The 15089-nt window shown below is 35.2% G+C and carries 11 protein-coding genes; 2 read left to right on the forward strand and 9 right to left on the reverse strand.

What is annotated here, in order from left to right; translation table 11 throughout:
- Positions 1-366: 366 nt before the first annotated feature.
- The 4 genes from C1A40_RS16520 to C1A40_RS16535 are packed head-to-tail and all read right to left on the reverse strand — an operon-like array spanning position 367 to position 5553.
- Entirely contained in the window at positions 367-1320 is a 954-nt protein-coding gene (locus tag C1A40_RS16520) for an AAA family ATPase (RefSeq protein WP_102996854.1), read from the reverse strand.
- 3 nt (positions 1321-1323) lie between these two features.
- On the reverse strand, positions 1324-2778 hold the full coding sequence (locus tag C1A40_RS16525) for a peptidylprolyl isomerase (RefSeq protein ID WP_102996855.1): 1455 nt from the start codon (positions 2776-2778) through the stop codon (positions 1324-1326).
- Positions 2741-3568: a peptidyl-prolyl cis-trans isomerase gene (locus C1A40_RS16530; RefSeq protein ID WP_422395614.1), complete on the reverse strand. Its 828-nt coding sequence runs from the start codon at positions 3566-3568 to the stop codon at positions 2741-2743. The genes C1A40_RS16525 and C1A40_RS16530 overlap by 38 nt, the downstream gene beginning before the upstream one ends.
- A gap of 29 nt (positions 3569-3597) precedes the next feature.
- Positions 3598-5553: a peptidylprolyl isomerase gene (locus tag C1A40_RS16535; protein WP_102996857.1), complete on the reverse strand. Its 1956-nt coding sequence runs from the start codon at positions 5551-5553 to the stop codon at positions 3598-3600.
- A gap of 136 nt (positions 5554-5689) precedes the next feature.
- Between C1A40_RS16535 and C1A40_RS16540 the strand changes: the two genes are divergently transcribed.
- Positions 5690-5929: a hypothetical protein gene (locus C1A40_RS16540; protein ID WP_102996858.1), complete on the forward strand. Its 240-nt coding sequence runs from the start codon at positions 5690-5692 to the stop codon at positions 5927-5929.
- A gap of 16 nt (positions 5930-5945) precedes the next feature.
- Here C1A40_RS16540 and C1A40_RS16545 read toward each other — a convergent pair whose 3' ends face one another.
- The 5 genes from C1A40_RS16545 to bshC all read right to left on the reverse strand — a co-directional run bounded on the left by C1A40_RS16545 (position 5946) and on the right by bshC (position 13285).
- A complete protein-coding gene (locus C1A40_RS16545) occupies positions 5946-6173 on the reverse strand; it encodes a DUF3820 family protein (protein ID WP_102996859.1) in 228 nt (75 codons plus the stop codon).
- 213 nt (positions 6174-6386) lie between these two features.
- Positions 6387-8327 (reverse strand): PBP1 and LysM peptidoglycan-binding domain-containing protein, encoded by a 1941-nt coding sequence (locus tag C1A40_RS16550; RefSeq protein WP_102996860.1) that lies wholly within the window; start codon positions 8325-8327, stop codon positions 6387-6389.
- Between the two features lie 291 nt (positions 8328-8618).
- A complete protein-coding gene (guaA, locus tag C1A40_RS16555; RefSeq protein ID WP_102996861.1) occupies positions 8619-10154 on the reverse strand; it encodes a glutamine-hydrolyzing GMP synthase in 1536 nt (511 codons plus the stop codon).
- A 62-nt stretch (positions 10155-10216) separates the two neighbouring features.
- On the reverse strand, positions 10217-11590 hold the full coding sequence (locus C1A40_RS16560; RefSeq protein WP_102996862.1) for a pyridoxal phosphate-dependent decarboxylase family protein: 1374 nt from the start codon (positions 11588-11590) through the stop codon (positions 10217-10219).
- Positions 11591-11683: 93 nt separating this feature from the next.
- Positions 11684-13285, reverse strand: a complete 1602-nt coding sequence (gene bshC / locus C1A40_RS16565; RefSeq protein ID WP_102996863.1) for a bacillithiol biosynthesis cysteine-adding enzyme BshC — start codon at positions 13283-13285, stop codon at positions 11684-11686.
- Positions 13286-13554: 269 nt separating this feature from the next.
- Here bshC and C1A40_RS16570 point away from each other — a divergent pair, with 269 nt between their 5' ends.
- Positions 13555-15084 carry a PhoX family protein gene (locus C1A40_RS16570; protein ID WP_199287722.1) on the forward strand — a complete coding sequence of 510 codons (1530 nt, stop codon included), beginning with the start codon at positions 13555-13557 and terminating at the stop codon, positions 15082-15084.
- The last annotated feature ends 5 nt before the right edge of the window (positions 15085-15089 follow it).

The raw sequence follows: 15089 nt of genomic DNA on the forward strand, positions 1-15089 counted from the left end.
TTTAATTTTTGACATAAATACTCATAAATAATTAGCGAATTAATAAAAATGTTACACCCATTTCATTTTTATTTTTTTGATTTAGAACCTAAATCGAGTTTGACGATTCTTATCTACGGGATTTATATAGTGAAACTCCTTTATTTTGTTTTTTTTATCGCTCTCTTCTTAGAGTTAAAAAAGATAACAAACTGCTCCAAATAACTTATTGAAGATTTTACAAATCAATAAACCGAAAAAGAAACCTGTTTTTTAAAGATAAATGGAATTGTTTATTTAACTCGCGTAAACCACAAGTAAATGGGAGCATTATAAGATATTATCACTTTATAAAAACAAGAGTAAAACCAGTAAGGTTTACATTGGTTAAAATAAGCTTTTGATAATGTGTTCTTCGGAAACTCCTTCGGCTTCTGCCTTGTAGTTTTTAATAACTCGATGTCTTAGAACACCAAAGGCAACAGCTTGAACATCTTCGATATCTGGGGAAAATTTACCATTAATAGCGGCGTGGGTTTTGGCTGCTAAAACCAAATTTTGAGAAGCACGAGGCCCTGCTCCCCAATCGATATATTTTTTCACTAATTCTGGAGCAGCATCAGAATTTGGTCTGGTTTTACCCACTAAAGCTACGGCATATTCTATGACATTATCGGCCACTGGTATTCTTCTAATAAGGTGTTGAAATCCGATAATTTCTTCTGAAGTAAATAAGGTATTCAATTTAACCGTGCTATCGGTGGTGGTTGATTTAATGACTTCAACTTCTTCATCGAAAGTAGGGTAATCTAAATGAATCGCAAACATGAACCGATCCAACTGCGCTTCAGGTAACGGGTAAGTGCCTTCCTGTTCGATAGGATTCTGGGTCGCTAAAACAAAATAAGGTAAACTAAGTTTATAATGATGTCCCGCTACAGTTACAGCGCGTTCTTGCATGGCTTCTAATAATGCTGCCTGCGTTTTAGGAGGTGTTCTATTAATCTCATCGGCTAAAATGATGTTAGAAAAAATAGGACCTTTTATAAATTTAAAGCGACGATCTTCATCTAACACTTCACTCCCAAGTATATCACTAGGCATTAAATCTGGCGTAAACTGAATGCGTTTAAAATCCAAGCCTAGCGTCTGTGCAATGGTATTTACCATCAAGGTTTTTGCTAATCCAGGTACTCCAATTAGTAAAGCGTGGCCACCAGAAAATATAGAAATTAAAATTTGGGTAACAACTTCATCCTGACCAATAATAACTTTAGCTATTTCAGTTTTTAAATCTTTGAATTGTTTAACGAATGATTCTAGTGCTAATACGTCTGACATATTTTATTTTTTTAACCAATTTCCAGTAAAATCGCAATTCCTGTACTCTCCGCTAATTTTTATATAGGTATCTAAAATATGTTCTTCTTGCCACTCTTCAATTGCTTTAATCTTCTTTTGATCTAGCGCTAACTCTTTAATTTTTAAATAATCCCTACCGTAATCAGCTTTATGTTCGTCGATTCTATCGGTTACTTTCAAAATTTTAAACTTTACTTTTCCAGTTCTATCCTCTTCTTTTAAAACCAAACTTACTTCGTCGTCCTTTAAGTTTTGAATTTGAGAATACAACTCGGGATCCATTCTGGTTAGTTCAAAATTATAATCTTGTGTTGTTGGGTTTATTAACTGTCCGCCATCATTCTTAGTTTCCTTTTCATCGCTCACTTCTTTTGCTGCTTCAGCAAAAGAAATATCTCCATCGATAATACGTTTTCTAACTTTCTCTAAACGTTCTTTCGCTTCATCAATCGCTTTTTGAGAAACCTTAGGGATTAAAAGAATGTGTGCGACATCATATTCCTGACCTCTAATTTTTTCAAGCATGATGATATGGTAACCATAATCGGTTGCAAAGGGCTCTGAAATCTGACCTTCCTCTAAAGAAAAAGCAACTTGTCTAAACTCTTTCACCATTTTAGGCTTTTTCTTGTTCAGTGTATATTTACCACCTTTACTTGCCGATCCAGGGTCGTCGGAATACAACACGGCTTTCGATCGGAAACTCGCACCATTCTCAATAATATCCTTTTTAAAACCTTTTAAACGATCAATAATTTTTTGTTTTTCTTCTTCCGAAACTTGAGGCTCGGCAACGATTTGGGCTACTTTCAATTCGGCTCCAAAAGTTGGACGTTCGTCTTCTGGAAGGCTGTTAAAAAAGGTCCTAACCTCTTCAGGGGTTATTTCAACATTTTCAACAATATGTGCTTGCATTTTATTTGCCAACTCATTGGCCTTATTAATTTCAAACATATCGTCTCTAAAACTTTTTTCATCCTCTTTATTATAGAATTCTAAAAGTCTTTCCATAGATCCGTTAGTTTGCTGTAAAAACTGCTCGATCTGGTAGTCTACATTTTTTCTAATTTCGGCATCAGAAACAGGAAGACTGTCTTGAATGGCATGATGTGCATACAACTTACGCTCTAGCATTAAACCAAATAATTCGCAATCATCTACCCCTTCTAACGAACCTCCTGCAGCTTTAACTTGCTCTCTTTCCTTTTTAATATCAGAATCTAAAACGATATAATCGCCAACCACTGCTGCAACACCATCAACCTTTTTTGCATTTTTAGTTTTAATAGAATCTATCTTTGTAACAGCTTGTTCTGGCACTTTATCTTCAATTATTTCTTGGCCAGCCATAACTCCTACAAAAAGGAAAGTCATGCTAAAAATCCATATATGCTTCAAATTATTTATAAATTTCAAATTGTTTATTTTTAATGGCATCTTTTGTGATATCTTTTTCTAACTCTTTAATTAATTCCAGCTTTCGCTTATTAATCACGATTTGATCAATAGTGGGCTTAACATACTCTAATGGCGCCGTATCATTACGCAATAAAACATCATTAATTTGCATCAAATATACTCCTAATGAATCTTTGAGCTGTATAAAATTAGATTTTTTTAACAATTCGTTTTTATTTTCAGTATTTACCGCTGGAATTTTGTTAATCACCTGACTTAACTTTATCCAAATCGAATCGTTTAAGGAATAAGATTTAAATTGAATAGAGATGGAATCCAACATTTTTTTATCCTTTTGGGAGTATCTCTGGAACCGCTCATTTATTTCTTTATAATTAATAAGGTGTTCATCAACATGGATGTATCGAAATTTTATAAGTTCTTCATTTAATTTGAAAACCTCTTTATTTTCTTCATAGTAAGTATCGGCCTCGTCCATAGTAACAAGGGTATCAATACTGCGTTTTACTAAGGCTTCAACATAAGCTTTGGTGTACAAATCGTTTTTATATTGCTCGACAAGTTTATTGAAAGCATCCTGTTTTTCCTGACTTAAATTTACCATAGCACCATCAACGAGCAATTTTTGCGTTGCCCAACGGTTAATGAAATTATGAATAATTAAGATGCTATCAGCTTTAGAAGCGCCAGCAGGAACCAAGCCTTTAATATCATCCTGATATAAATAACTGGTATTAACACGAGCTACGGCGTCTATTTCTTCCGATTTGTTAAAATAACCACAAGAAACTACTAAAAACCCCAACAATATTATGCTAATTCTATGGTGCACCTTTTTTATTTAAGTTGATTTTTTACTTTTTTGAAAACGTCCTGATTGACTTTAACATGATATTTTTTCTCCAAACTATCTATCCATTTTTCTTCTTTTAAAGTTTGGTAATCGTTAACTACCAAGCCTTTTGCCTCTTCAAATGTTTTTTGTTTTTTAGGAAAAACGTCTTTAACCTGAACCACTACAAAGGCATCATTGTGTTTAAATATTTTTGAAACACCTTTTTTAAACTCGAAATCCTTAGGTAAACCTTGATGATTAGCCTCGACAACACCTGATGTAAAGATAACATTTACATCGCCGTTTTTATTTACGGCAGACTTTATAGTTTCCACATTTTCCTGCTGTTCTAATAATTTAGAAACGGTTTTTAAGTCTTTTTTCTTAGAAGACGAAGCAATTACCGCATCGATACGTTCTGGGAACATATAGTCTGACTGATGTGTTTCGAAATATTTTTTCACCCCTAAAGAATCGGTTTGAGCCGTATTCCAAATCGTATTTTCCATAAGTTCGAATAGCAATAGTCCGTCTCTGTACTCATGAACCACTGAAGCATACTCCTCATTTTCGGTTTCTAAATGCGACTCTTGATATGCCATTAATTGGTCTTTTAAAAACGCTTGATATTTTTCCTTTACAAGGTCTTTAAGAGGCTTTTTTCTTCTAGTTTGACGTTGTGTTTTTAAAAGATAATCACCAAAATTCTGATAAGAGATTTGCTCTTCTTTAATGTTTAATAAAACTTTTTCTGAAGAAAAATCGCTAGGAAGCACCCATGTATTTTTAAAATAATTATCGTTTAAAATCGATTCAAAATAGGATAATGATACTTGCTCGTCATCAATTTCATATTTTTTCTTTAAAGTGTCAATTAAAGCCTGATCAATAATTTTTGATCTGGAATCTCTTTTCACCTTCTCGGCAAGCTCTGTTTTCATTGTTTCAAAATCGGATACAGGGATAATTCGATACAATTTTACAATGTGCCATCCGAATTTTGTTTGAAAGGGTTCTGAAATTGCGCCTTCATTCTCTAAGCTAAAAGCGACATTTTCGAACGCTTCGACACTTATTTGTCCGCGACTAAAAGGGCGTAATTTTCCACCTTTTTCCGCCGAGCTGGTATCTTCCGAGAACTGCTTCGCTAATGCCTCAAAAGAACCTCCCTGATTAATTTTAGCATAAACTTCATTAATTTTTATTTCAGCTTTATGAACTATAGAATCGTTTGCTTCAGGTCCAGTTGCAATCATAATATGCCCTACTTCACGTTCTCCCTCAGATTTTCTTTTGTCTATAACATGTAAAATATGATATCCAAATTGGGTTCTAAAAGGCTGAGAAGTAGCTCCCACAGGCGTATTATACGCCACGTTTTCAAAAGCATAAACCATTTTAAAACCAGAAAAATAACCTAAAGCTTCTCCGTAGATGGTTTTGCCATTATGCACTTCTTTTCTAACTTTTTCAAAGCCTTCTTTTTCAGTTCGTGCTCTTAATTTTACTATTTTATTGTATGCTGCCAATGTATCTGCAGGACTTGCGTCTTCAGATATTTTCACCAGAATATGATTCGCATTTACATCGTGAGTAATACGCTGATAGGCCTCTTCAACCAATTCATCTGTAACTTTAGGATCTGAAATATAATTTTTAGCAAGTTGTTTTTTATAGCTTTCGAGCTCCTTTTTATAACCTGGATTTTCATGAAACCCCTGACTTCTAGCCTCTTTAATTTTCAACTTATAATTTGTGAAAAGCTTCAGGTATTCATCAACATCTTTTTGTGATTCATCTTGAACCAGATCTAAGTTTTTTTGGTAAACTCTAATAAACTCGGAAGCATAAACAGGATCATCTCCTACGGTAAATAAAACGTCTTCTTCAGCAGATTGAGCCCAAGTATTACAGGCTATAATTGAAGAAAAAAATAAAAAAAAATATTTTAATTTCATAGATTCAAATTATTTTCAAAAGGTACAAAAATAGCAATATAAACCTAGATTGCAAGTTGTTTTATGAACGATTAAAAGGACTATATATTTCATCCCTTTTATGTACTTTTACCTTTTGAATTTTTAAACTATTCACATGCGTAAACTCAAACTTATTTGGGATTTTCACGGGCCAAATGCTGAACAAACTGCAAAACACCATAATATTCATTTAAAAGAATATATTAAAATTGAAAACCTTGATATTCCTATTACGGGCGTTTCAAACTTAAGCGACATGCACAGTATTGCTTTTTTGGTTGTCGATGAAAGTGACATGAGGCCCATACGAGATGCCTTAAAACCACATCGGGGCCAAGTTTACACCCCAGATTAATCCCTGTAACTTTAAGTTATTTTGGAAATTGTTTTTTAATATTACGTATAATATCTTCCAAGCCATTTAATTTGAGTTCGTAAACTTGCTCTAGCATAAGACCCAATTTACCTTTTGGAAAACCTTTGCTGTGATACCAAACTACATAATACTCTGGCAAATCGATTAAATACCGATCTTTATATTTACCAAAAGGCATTTTGGTATGCGCTAAATCGATTAAAAACTGTTGATTGGGTACCATGATAATTTTAACTAATTGGTTAATTTAAGGTTATATTCTTAAAATAGAATACTACAAAGAGGCGGTCTGAATAGCCTACGCATTCTCGCGTGGAGCCCGAAGTCAACATTTTTTAACTCATTGAAAACAAATTGAGGGTTCGACCTGCTCCTCAAACCAACCAATCAAATTTTATTGACTTTTTATACCGTTTTCTTTTTAATTTATAAACTGTTAGTCCTGAACTTTAACTATGGTTAAATTATCATGCATTACCAAATAAGCCGAATCATTATAATAGCCACCTAAAGGCTGTTTTTTATATGCAAATTTATTCTCAACGTATTCTGTAAGCGGGGCATTAATAGTAGACATGTACAAATCGTTGGAAGAAGCCAAACGCAATACAACATCCATAGCTAAATCAAAGCCTTTTACGGCGCGTTTATTAGGAATTGTGTTATAAATACGGTTATATGTTTTTACAAAAGAATTATACTGACTTTCGTTATACTCCAATAATCCCGTTGCAAAATGAAAACGTAATTTAGACAAATGACTGTTATTAATTTGGTCGCTTTCAAAAGCCATATTAATGTTTGTAGTAACTAAGATAATATCAACCGCTTGATGCTGATTTTCTGTATTTTCTTTACGAATTAAAGAAGCCAAAATACTCGTTACGTTTGAGGCAAATCCATCATTTTTAGTTTCCAAAAACACATAGTTTTTTCCTGGCTTAAGGCCTCTACTAATTTCTTCTCGGGTAGCAAAAAACTCATCCTTACCATTTTTACCTTTTCTCGACTCGACATGATTGGCTGCAGGAAAATCATTTTTAAGATCTCTAGCAATAGCTGAAGAATTAGAATCGGATACAATTAATACATTATAACTGAGTGTATCGGCTTTTACAAAGTTGACGATTTTTTGTTTTAACAATTCATCTGAAGGACGAGATTGAAAAACATTATCACGTAAATTTAAATTTAAACCTATAGGAGACACCACCGGTATATGATCGGCATTTAAAGCCGCAGCTACTTTATCAAAACACATTGAAGTTAAAGGCCCTATTACAGCATCGACATCTTTAAAATCATGATCTTCCACAATTTTAGTCACCTCACTAACACTATTCTTGGTATCATAAACATCAAGTTTCAAAGAAATCCCAAGTTTTTTCAAGGAATCGACAGCAACTAATACCCCTGAATAAAATTCTAAAGAAGCATTTAGATACGGATCACTCTTGATGCTGTTTTTTGCATGTGAGACAGAATCAAAATCTACACGATTTAATCGGAAAGGCAACATCACAGCAATGTGTTTTGTTTTACGATTAGAAATACTATCCACAAGATTTACTTTTTCGGCTACCGAACCTCCCACTATAGGAGCTACTGCTTCAGAAAACGGAATTTTTAAAATCATACCAGATTTCAATCCTGTTTCCGCTAAACCAGGATTGAGCGCTTCTAATTCCGATTGTTCTAAATCTAATTTTATTTTAAGTCTGTAAAAGCCTTCTTTAGGTAAAACTTTATAATAGCTATATTGTTGTTCATCGATAACTTTTTCTTCCGACTCGTCAAGGTTAGGCACTAATAGAATTTGGCCTTCCTTTAGCACCTCCCCCATATCTGGGTTAAGCGCTTCCAATTCTTTTAAAGTGATACCAAACTTATAAGCCACACGCCACTTCCCTTCTTTAGGTAATACGATGTATTTTTTAGTGGGCTTCACTTCTTCAACGACCTTTACGGTTTTATATACAGGAATTTGAATCTTATCTCCTTTTCGTAACGGATTTGAGTATAAAAAGGTATTATATTTTTTGATATCGGCTTCCTCAACATTATACATTTTAGCCAAGCTATATAAGGTTTCTTTTCGCTTAACACGGTGAGGTTTTAAACCCTGAAACACTCTTGAAACAGTAGTTGTTGTTTCAGGCTTTTCGGCTTTAGAAATAGGAATAATTAATATCGTATTCGCTTTTAAACCGCTTTTAGCATCCGGGTTCAACTTATAAATACCTGAAGTTGAAACCGAATAACGCTTGGCTAAACTTTCAACAGTCTCACCTTCTTTAACGTTATGTGTGCTAAAATTTTGAGCCTTAACACTTGTAAATGTCAATACAAAAACCAGTACTAATAATATTCTATTCATAGTTTGTTATTATCTGCTAATATAAAGATAGTAAAACGTAAATACCTACGCCGAATTACATTAAATGTAAATAAAAAAGAGGCCGTCTAAAAAGTATTAAACACGTCATTCTGAATTTATTTCAGAATCTCATCATACTGATAACCAGTCGTTATAAGAACCTGAATCAAGTTCAGGTTGACGAAAATTTTACTTTTTGTACAGCCTCTCTCTTTTTTCATATAGTATGCTGAAACCAAAATTATGTATTTAATCCTAAATCACAAAATTTAAAGGTTTCAGTCATCATCTTTATTCCCACTCAATTGTTGCAGGTGGTTTTGAACTAATATCGTAAACTACTCGGTTTACACCTTTTACTTTATTTATAATATCGTTTGATGTTTTTTGAAGAAACTCGTATGGTAAATTTACCCAATCGGCAGTCATTCCATCGGTACTTTCAACAGCTCTAAGTGCCACACATTTTTCGTAGGTACGCTCATCGCCCATCACACCTACACTGTTAACAGGTAATAACATGGCGCCAGCTTGCCATACTTTATCGTATAGTCCCCAAGTTTTAAGTCCGTTGATAAAAATAGCATCAACTTCCTGAAGGATGCGTACTTTTTCGGCTGTAATATCGCCTAAAATACGGATACCTAGCCCTGGACCAGGAAATGGGTGACGACCTAGTAATTCTGGATCGATTCCTAAGGTAGCACCAACACGTCTTACCTCATCTTTAAAAATAGCTCTTAAAGGTTCTACGATTTTAAGTTTCATAAAATCAGGTAATCCCCCAACATTATGATGACTTTTAATAGTTGCTGAAGGACCTCCGGTTGCAGAAACACTTTCAATAACATCTGGGTAAATGGTTCCCTGAGCTAACCATTTTACATCCTCTAATTTATGAGCTTCGTCATCAAATACTTCTATAAAAGCATTTCCGATGGCTTTACGTTTTAATTCTGGATCTTCAATTCCTGCTAAAGCGGCTAAAAATCTATCGGATGCATCAACGCCTTTAACGTTAAGTCCCATACCTTCATATTGCTTTAAAACACTTTCGAATTCGTTTTTACGAAGTAAGCCATTATTCACAAAAATACAGTATAAGTTAGCTCCAATAGCCTTGTTTAATAGTACCGCAGCTACTGTAGAATCTACACCTCCTGAAAGCCCTAAAACAACTTTGTCGCCGCCAACTTTTGCTTGTATGGCCTCAACGGTTTCTTCAACAAAAGAATCAGGGGTCCAATCTTGATTAAGTCCTGCAATACCTACCAAAAAGTTTTCTAAGAGTTGTTTACCATCTGTAGAGTGGTAAACTTCAGGATGAAACTGAATGGCAAAGGTTGTTTCACCTTCAATTTTATAAGCAGCATTTTCAACATCGGTGGTACTTGCTAGTAGCACACCATTTTCTGGTAATTTTTTAATGGTATCAGAATGGCTCATCCACACTTGGCTGCCTTGACTGATATTTTGAAAAAATGCTTCTTCACTTTTAATAAATGACAAGTTCGCACGACCATACTCTCTCGTATTTGAAGGTGCCACTTCGCCACCAGAAAAGTGCGCTAAATATTGTGCACCGTAACATACGGCAAGCATTGGTTTCACCCCTCTTATCCCCTTTAAATCAGGATGTAAGGCGTCTTCACCTCTTACAGAGTTTGGACTACCAGAAAGAATCACTGCTTTGTATTCTTCTAGATTGGTTGGAATCTTGTTAAATGGATGTATTTCGGAGTAGATGTTGAGTTCTCTAACTCGACGAGCAATAAGTTGAGTGTATTGCGATCCGAAGTCTAAAATTAGTACCTTATCATGTTGCATGCGCAAAAATATGAATTGATTTTTTATTGACGAATTACCGAACCAATTTTTTGAGGTTTTTTTTAAGCCATGGTTTCTAAAATCATGCGAATATCTTCCTCGGTGGTATCGGGGTTAATAAAGCAAAAGCGTGAAACGGTTTCAAAAGTATCGGCCGTTTTCCACTTGGTTGGCGTTACTAAAGCAAATCCTGATTCATGATTTTGGTAAGTCCAATGTTTGTAATCATCTGGATTCCAACCTATTCTTCTATATAAAACGCATGACAAACTAGGATCTCTTACCAGTTCAACATGAGGCATCTCATCAATTAAACGTCCTGCTATTTGTGCCAATTCTATACCGCGTTCTACAGCTTGCTTATAACGATCGGTGCCATGCATGGCTAAAGAAAACCATAAAGGCAAGCCTCTCACCCGGCGTGTTAGTTGTATTTGATAATCGGTTGGATTAAAGCCATGAGCGCCTTCATCTTTAAAAATATCCAGATAAGAACCTTCCTGGGAATGCGCATCCTTTGCTAATTCTGGATTTTTATAAATTACCGCACCACAATCGTAGGGAGAGAACATCCACTTATGCGGATCGATAGTAATACTATCAGCTTTTTCTATACCCTTAAACAAGTGTTTCACCGAGTCGGCCATTAAAGCCCCACCACCGTAAGCAGCATCTACATGAAACCATAAATTTTCTTGTTCACAAACTTCAGCGATACCTTCCAAATCATCAATAATTCCAGCATTTGTAGTCCCACCAGTCCCCACAACAGCAAATAAGCGCTGTTTTTCTAAAGGCGATAATTTGTTTATAGCATCTTGTAACGCTGCTTTTTCCAAACAATCTTCGGTATCAACAAGAACCACATCGATATCGGCAACTTTAGCCATGGCTTTCACCGAAGAATGCGCACCAATAGAGGTTATAATAAGTCCTTTTTGAGATTTATGTTCGGCATCACTATTACGCCAATATTCACGAGCTGTTACAATAGCCGAAAGGTTTGCGGCGGTTCCACCACTTGTAAATACACCAAAAGCCCCTTCAGGTAAACCCGTTAAAGACACCATCCAGCGCATGGCTTCGTTTTCACAAAAAATACCTCCGGCACCTTCCATCCAATACGCACCATGAATACTAGAGGCTGCTGTAACTAAATCGAACATAATGGCTGCTCTGGTTGGCGATGCTGGTACAAAAGCTAAATTTCTAGGATGATCCACAGGCACATTAGCCCCTGCAAGATGTTTACGCCACAACTTAAAAGCATATTCGCCACCAATTCCTTTTTCGGTAACGGTTTCGCCTACTAAGGCCTTTAATTCTTCAGCTTTTTTAGGTTTTCCAATTTTAGTGGTTGTAGAGGACACTCTATCGATAACATATTTCATGGTATCCATAGTCATCTCTACCAAATCAAAGTCAATCTTATGCATTTAAGTTATATTTTATATAAAAATCCAAAATTAAGCTTATCATTAGAAACTGTGAAATTTTAACAGCAATTAATCGAAAAGCTTTTTAGAAAACTATAAAGTCAATATCGAAAAGGCACCACTTAAAGGATTCAAGTTTGCAATAAGGCTAGGCACAAGCTTTTCACCATACTCCAAATAAAATTGAGAAAAATTGGTGTTTCGTTCTTGCAGACTCTTATTAGGGAAAAGCGCATTTTGAAGGTCGGTCATACGCAAAACCTCATCGGATAATTTTCGTTTCTGGGCTTTCAGTAATCGTTTTTCCAAATGATCTAAGCCTTTTAATTGCTTTACTTCTTGAGCCTTTATAGCGCCTAAAAAAGATTTATCGGTTTGTTCGGCCAGATCGTATAAAGCTAAAAATTGTTCTTTTAGGTGTTTTTTCTGAGCAGAGAAATCGATATCGATATTTGAAATTTCACGTACTTTTTTATTGATGAAGGTACTTTGCTTCAAAAATAAATCTTGGGTAGAAATATCTAAATTATTTAATTTTTTAAGCTGATTTTCGGTCTGAATTAAAACAGAGTTTCTCAACAATAACATGGAAAAAGGCACATCAACAGCATTAAAATAGCCTTTCAGCTGAAACCAATAGGCTAATTCTCCGCCACCACCAATATAGCACAAGTTAGGTAAAATGACTTCTTGGTATAAAGGACGCATGATAACGTTTGGCGAAAAGCGTTGAGGGTTTTCATTTAATTCCTGTAACAATTCGGCTTCGTTCCAATGGATGTTTGTGTTTAAAACTTTATAAACCTCATCTTCAAAAACGATACGCTCTCGTAACTGATTTTCAATGTAAAATAGATTTATTTCTCTAGGATTAACTTGTATTTTGTAGTCTTGAAAAGCTTCTGTAAGAGCATCATTGGTTTTAGAAACCGCTTGAAACGACACTTGGTTAAAAAGTTCCTCCTTCATAAAAGGAATAAAATCCCTTTTCAAACGTGCATTATTGGCATCTAAAATAACCAAGCCATACTCTTTAAATAAAGCATTGGCTAGAAAACGGGTTGCATCAGCTAGATTACCATGATCCAAATACGCCTTCTTAAAAAGTTCCTTAATGGTTTCGGCATGTGTCGTAGAGCCTAATTCTTCTGAAAAAACATCAAAAACGGCTTGTAAACCTTCTGTAGATAATTCGCCTACAGGCCCAGTGGATTCGCGATTCCACTGTACTTTTTTTCCCTTAAAATTAAAATAGTTGATTTCATCGAAATCATGATCTTCTGTAGCCATCCAATATATAGGCACAAAATTACTTTCGGGGTGTTCCTTTTTTAAGGTTTTAGCGAGGTTTATGGCCGAGACAATTTTATATAAGAAATATAAGGGGCCGGTAAATAAATTTAATTGATGGCCTGTAGTGACGGTAAAGGTATTTTCCGCTTGCAACAATTCAATCTGACTTAATACCAGTTTAGACGTTTCTAGGTTTTTATATTGCCCTTTTAGAACGGAAACCAAAGTTTGTCGCGACTCCAAACTAAAGGATTTACTTTTTTCTTCTATTTGAAGTTTAAAATTATCCAAGTTCGGAAACCTGTTATAAAACGGCTGTAATGTTTCACTTTCAGCTAAATAGTCACAAATTAATGATGAAAAATAGCCGGTTTTATTAAAAGGAAGGGTTTTATGCTGCATGTTTAGTAAAAAATCACGTAAATATACTGTTATTCTATTTTAACAAATCTAAAAATTAAGTTAAGATGCTTCTATTTGGCTTAACCGCCAATTAATACTGAGGTAACGTTTAAAGCTTTGTCTAAGTAATGTATTAATCCTTACTTAACCTTATTAACTTTCAACTAACCCTAAGATAAACATTCAACATCAATCACTTAACACGTTTCCCGTGCACTCATAATACATTTGATAGAAACATAAACCAAACAAATTATCAATTTTTAATTATGAAAAACTTATTTAAACTTTTACTGCTTTTATTAGTACTTACAACCACGAGTACGGTGTTAGTCGCTTGTGATGGCGAAGACGGAAAAGATGGTATTAACGGTACAAACGGACAAGATGGTCAAGACGGTGAGGATGGCGCCGATTATTCGGTTGAAGACTTGATTCCGCTTGAAACTTCAAGAACACCTAACTTTTTAAAAGTAGAGTCCGCTTTCACTTCAATTGAAGTAACTCCAATTTTGTCTTCTGAAGATGTTTTAGAAAGTACTCCAGATTTCGTTTACGGTTCTATGGCAGATGGTGCTGGTCTTTTAGCTGAAAATGATGGTACTTTTACTTTAATTAATAACATTGAAGCCGATTTTGCTATTGCAAGAATTAGATTAAACAAAGATTTAAAACCTATGCATGGTGAGTACATAGTAAATGCTTTTGCTACGGCTTTTACGGCTCAATGTTCGGGGTCTTTAATCACACCTGAAGAACATGGTTTTGGACCACTTTTCCTATCTGGAGGAGAATGGGAAGGTTCTTCAAAAGGTGTTTTTGCTACTAACCCATATAAATCTGCTGACAATGCTGACACAGCTATCTTACTGCCTAGTTTAGGTGAATGGTCTACCGAAAATGCTGTTATTCTCGGAAAAGATGCTTATTCAGATAAAACCGTAGTTTTTATAGGTGATGATCACTCTGATAACTCGGTACCTTCTGGACAATTAGGGATGTACGTTGGAAAACGAGGAAACCTAGACAGTGGCCAGATTTACGGATTAAAAGTAACAACGGCTGGTATTGATTTTGAAATGGATATGGCTGAAGGTGTTGAATACGATGCCGAGTTTGTAGAACTTAACGAAACACAAATCGATCTATTAGACGCTGAAGCGAAAGCTAAAGGCATTATGGGCTTCTCAAGGTTAGAAGATATCGATTATAGACGTGGTTCGGCTGCTGCTGAAAGAGAAATTTATTTTTGTGTTACAGGAAGAGATAGAGCCGACTTAGTTGGGAAAGGGTCATTATTAGGTCGTGTTTACAAGGTGGTTTTAAATGAAACGGATCCAGCTGGAGCTGCGAAAATCACTTGTATTTTAGATGGCGATAAAGTTGGTGGAAAGGCAGATGGCTTCCACTCTCCAGACAACATCCTTGTTACCGAAAATTATGCTTACATTCAAGAAGATCCTAATGGATACGCTTATTTAAACGCTAATATTTCAGGGTATGCTAAAATGTACCAGTACAACTTAAACACTGGTGAATTAAAAACCGTTTTAGAGTGTGATCAAGATGCTGCTGCAGCTGCTGGTTATGGAACGACAACTAACACTTGGGAAATTACAGGTATGATTGACGTTACTGATGTGGTAAACAACGGCGAAAACACATTTATAGTGATCACTCAAAACCACGGTTGGGAGCCTGCTGATGGTTCTGCATTTACAGACCCCACAGCAAACTCGGTAAACAACTCAAGAAAAGAAGGTTCTACATTATTCACAATTACAGGATTAGAGCGATAAAAAAA

This window comes from Tamlana carrageenivorans, from assembly GCF_002893765.1.
GTDB lineage: Bacteria > Bacteroidota > Bacteroidia > Flavobacteriales > Flavobacteriaceae > Pseudotamlana > Pseudotamlana carrageenivorans.

Excerpts from the sequence above, each read along its gene's own strand:
- C1A40_RS16520 (WP_102996854.1), bottom strand. The coding sequence starts at position 1,320 with ATGTCAGACGTATTAGCACTAGAATCATTCGTTAAACAATTCAAAGAT.
- C1A40_RS16525 (WP_102996855.1), bottom strand. The coding sequence starts at position 2,778 with ATGCCATTAAAAATAAACAATTTGAAATTTATAAATAATTTGAAGCAT.
- C1A40_RS16535 (WP_102996857.1), bottom strand. The coding sequence starts at position 5,553 with ATGAAATTAAAATATTTTTTTTTATTTTTTTCTTCAATTATAGCCTGT.
- C1A40_RS16540 (WP_102996858.1), top strand. The coding sequence starts at position 5,690 with ATGCGTAAACTCAAACTTATTTGGGATTTTCACGGGCCAAATGCTGAA.
- C1A40_RS16545 (WP_102996859.1), bottom strand. The coding sequence starts at position 6,173 with ATGGTACCCAATCAACAGTTTTTAATCGATTTAGCGCATACCAAAATG.
- C1A40_RS16550 (WP_102996860.1), bottom strand. The coding sequence starts at position 8,327 with ATGAATAGAATATTATTAGTACTGGTTTTTGTATTGACATTTACAAGT.
- guaA (WP_102996861.1), bottom strand. The coding sequence starts at position 10,154 with ATGCAACATGATAAGGTACTAATTTTAGACTTCGGATCGCAATACACT.
- C1A40_RS16560 (WP_102996862.1), bottom strand. The coding sequence starts at position 11,590 with ATGCATAAGATTGACTTTGATTTGGTAGAGATGACTATGGATACCATG.
- bshC (WP_102996863.1), bottom strand. The coding sequence starts at position 13,285 with ATGCAGCATAAAACCCTTCCTTTTAATAAAACCGGCTATTTTTCATCA.
- C1A40_RS16570 (WP_199287722.1), top strand. The coding sequence starts at position 13,555 with ATGAAAAACTTATTTAAACTTTTACTGCTTTTATTAGTACTTACAACC.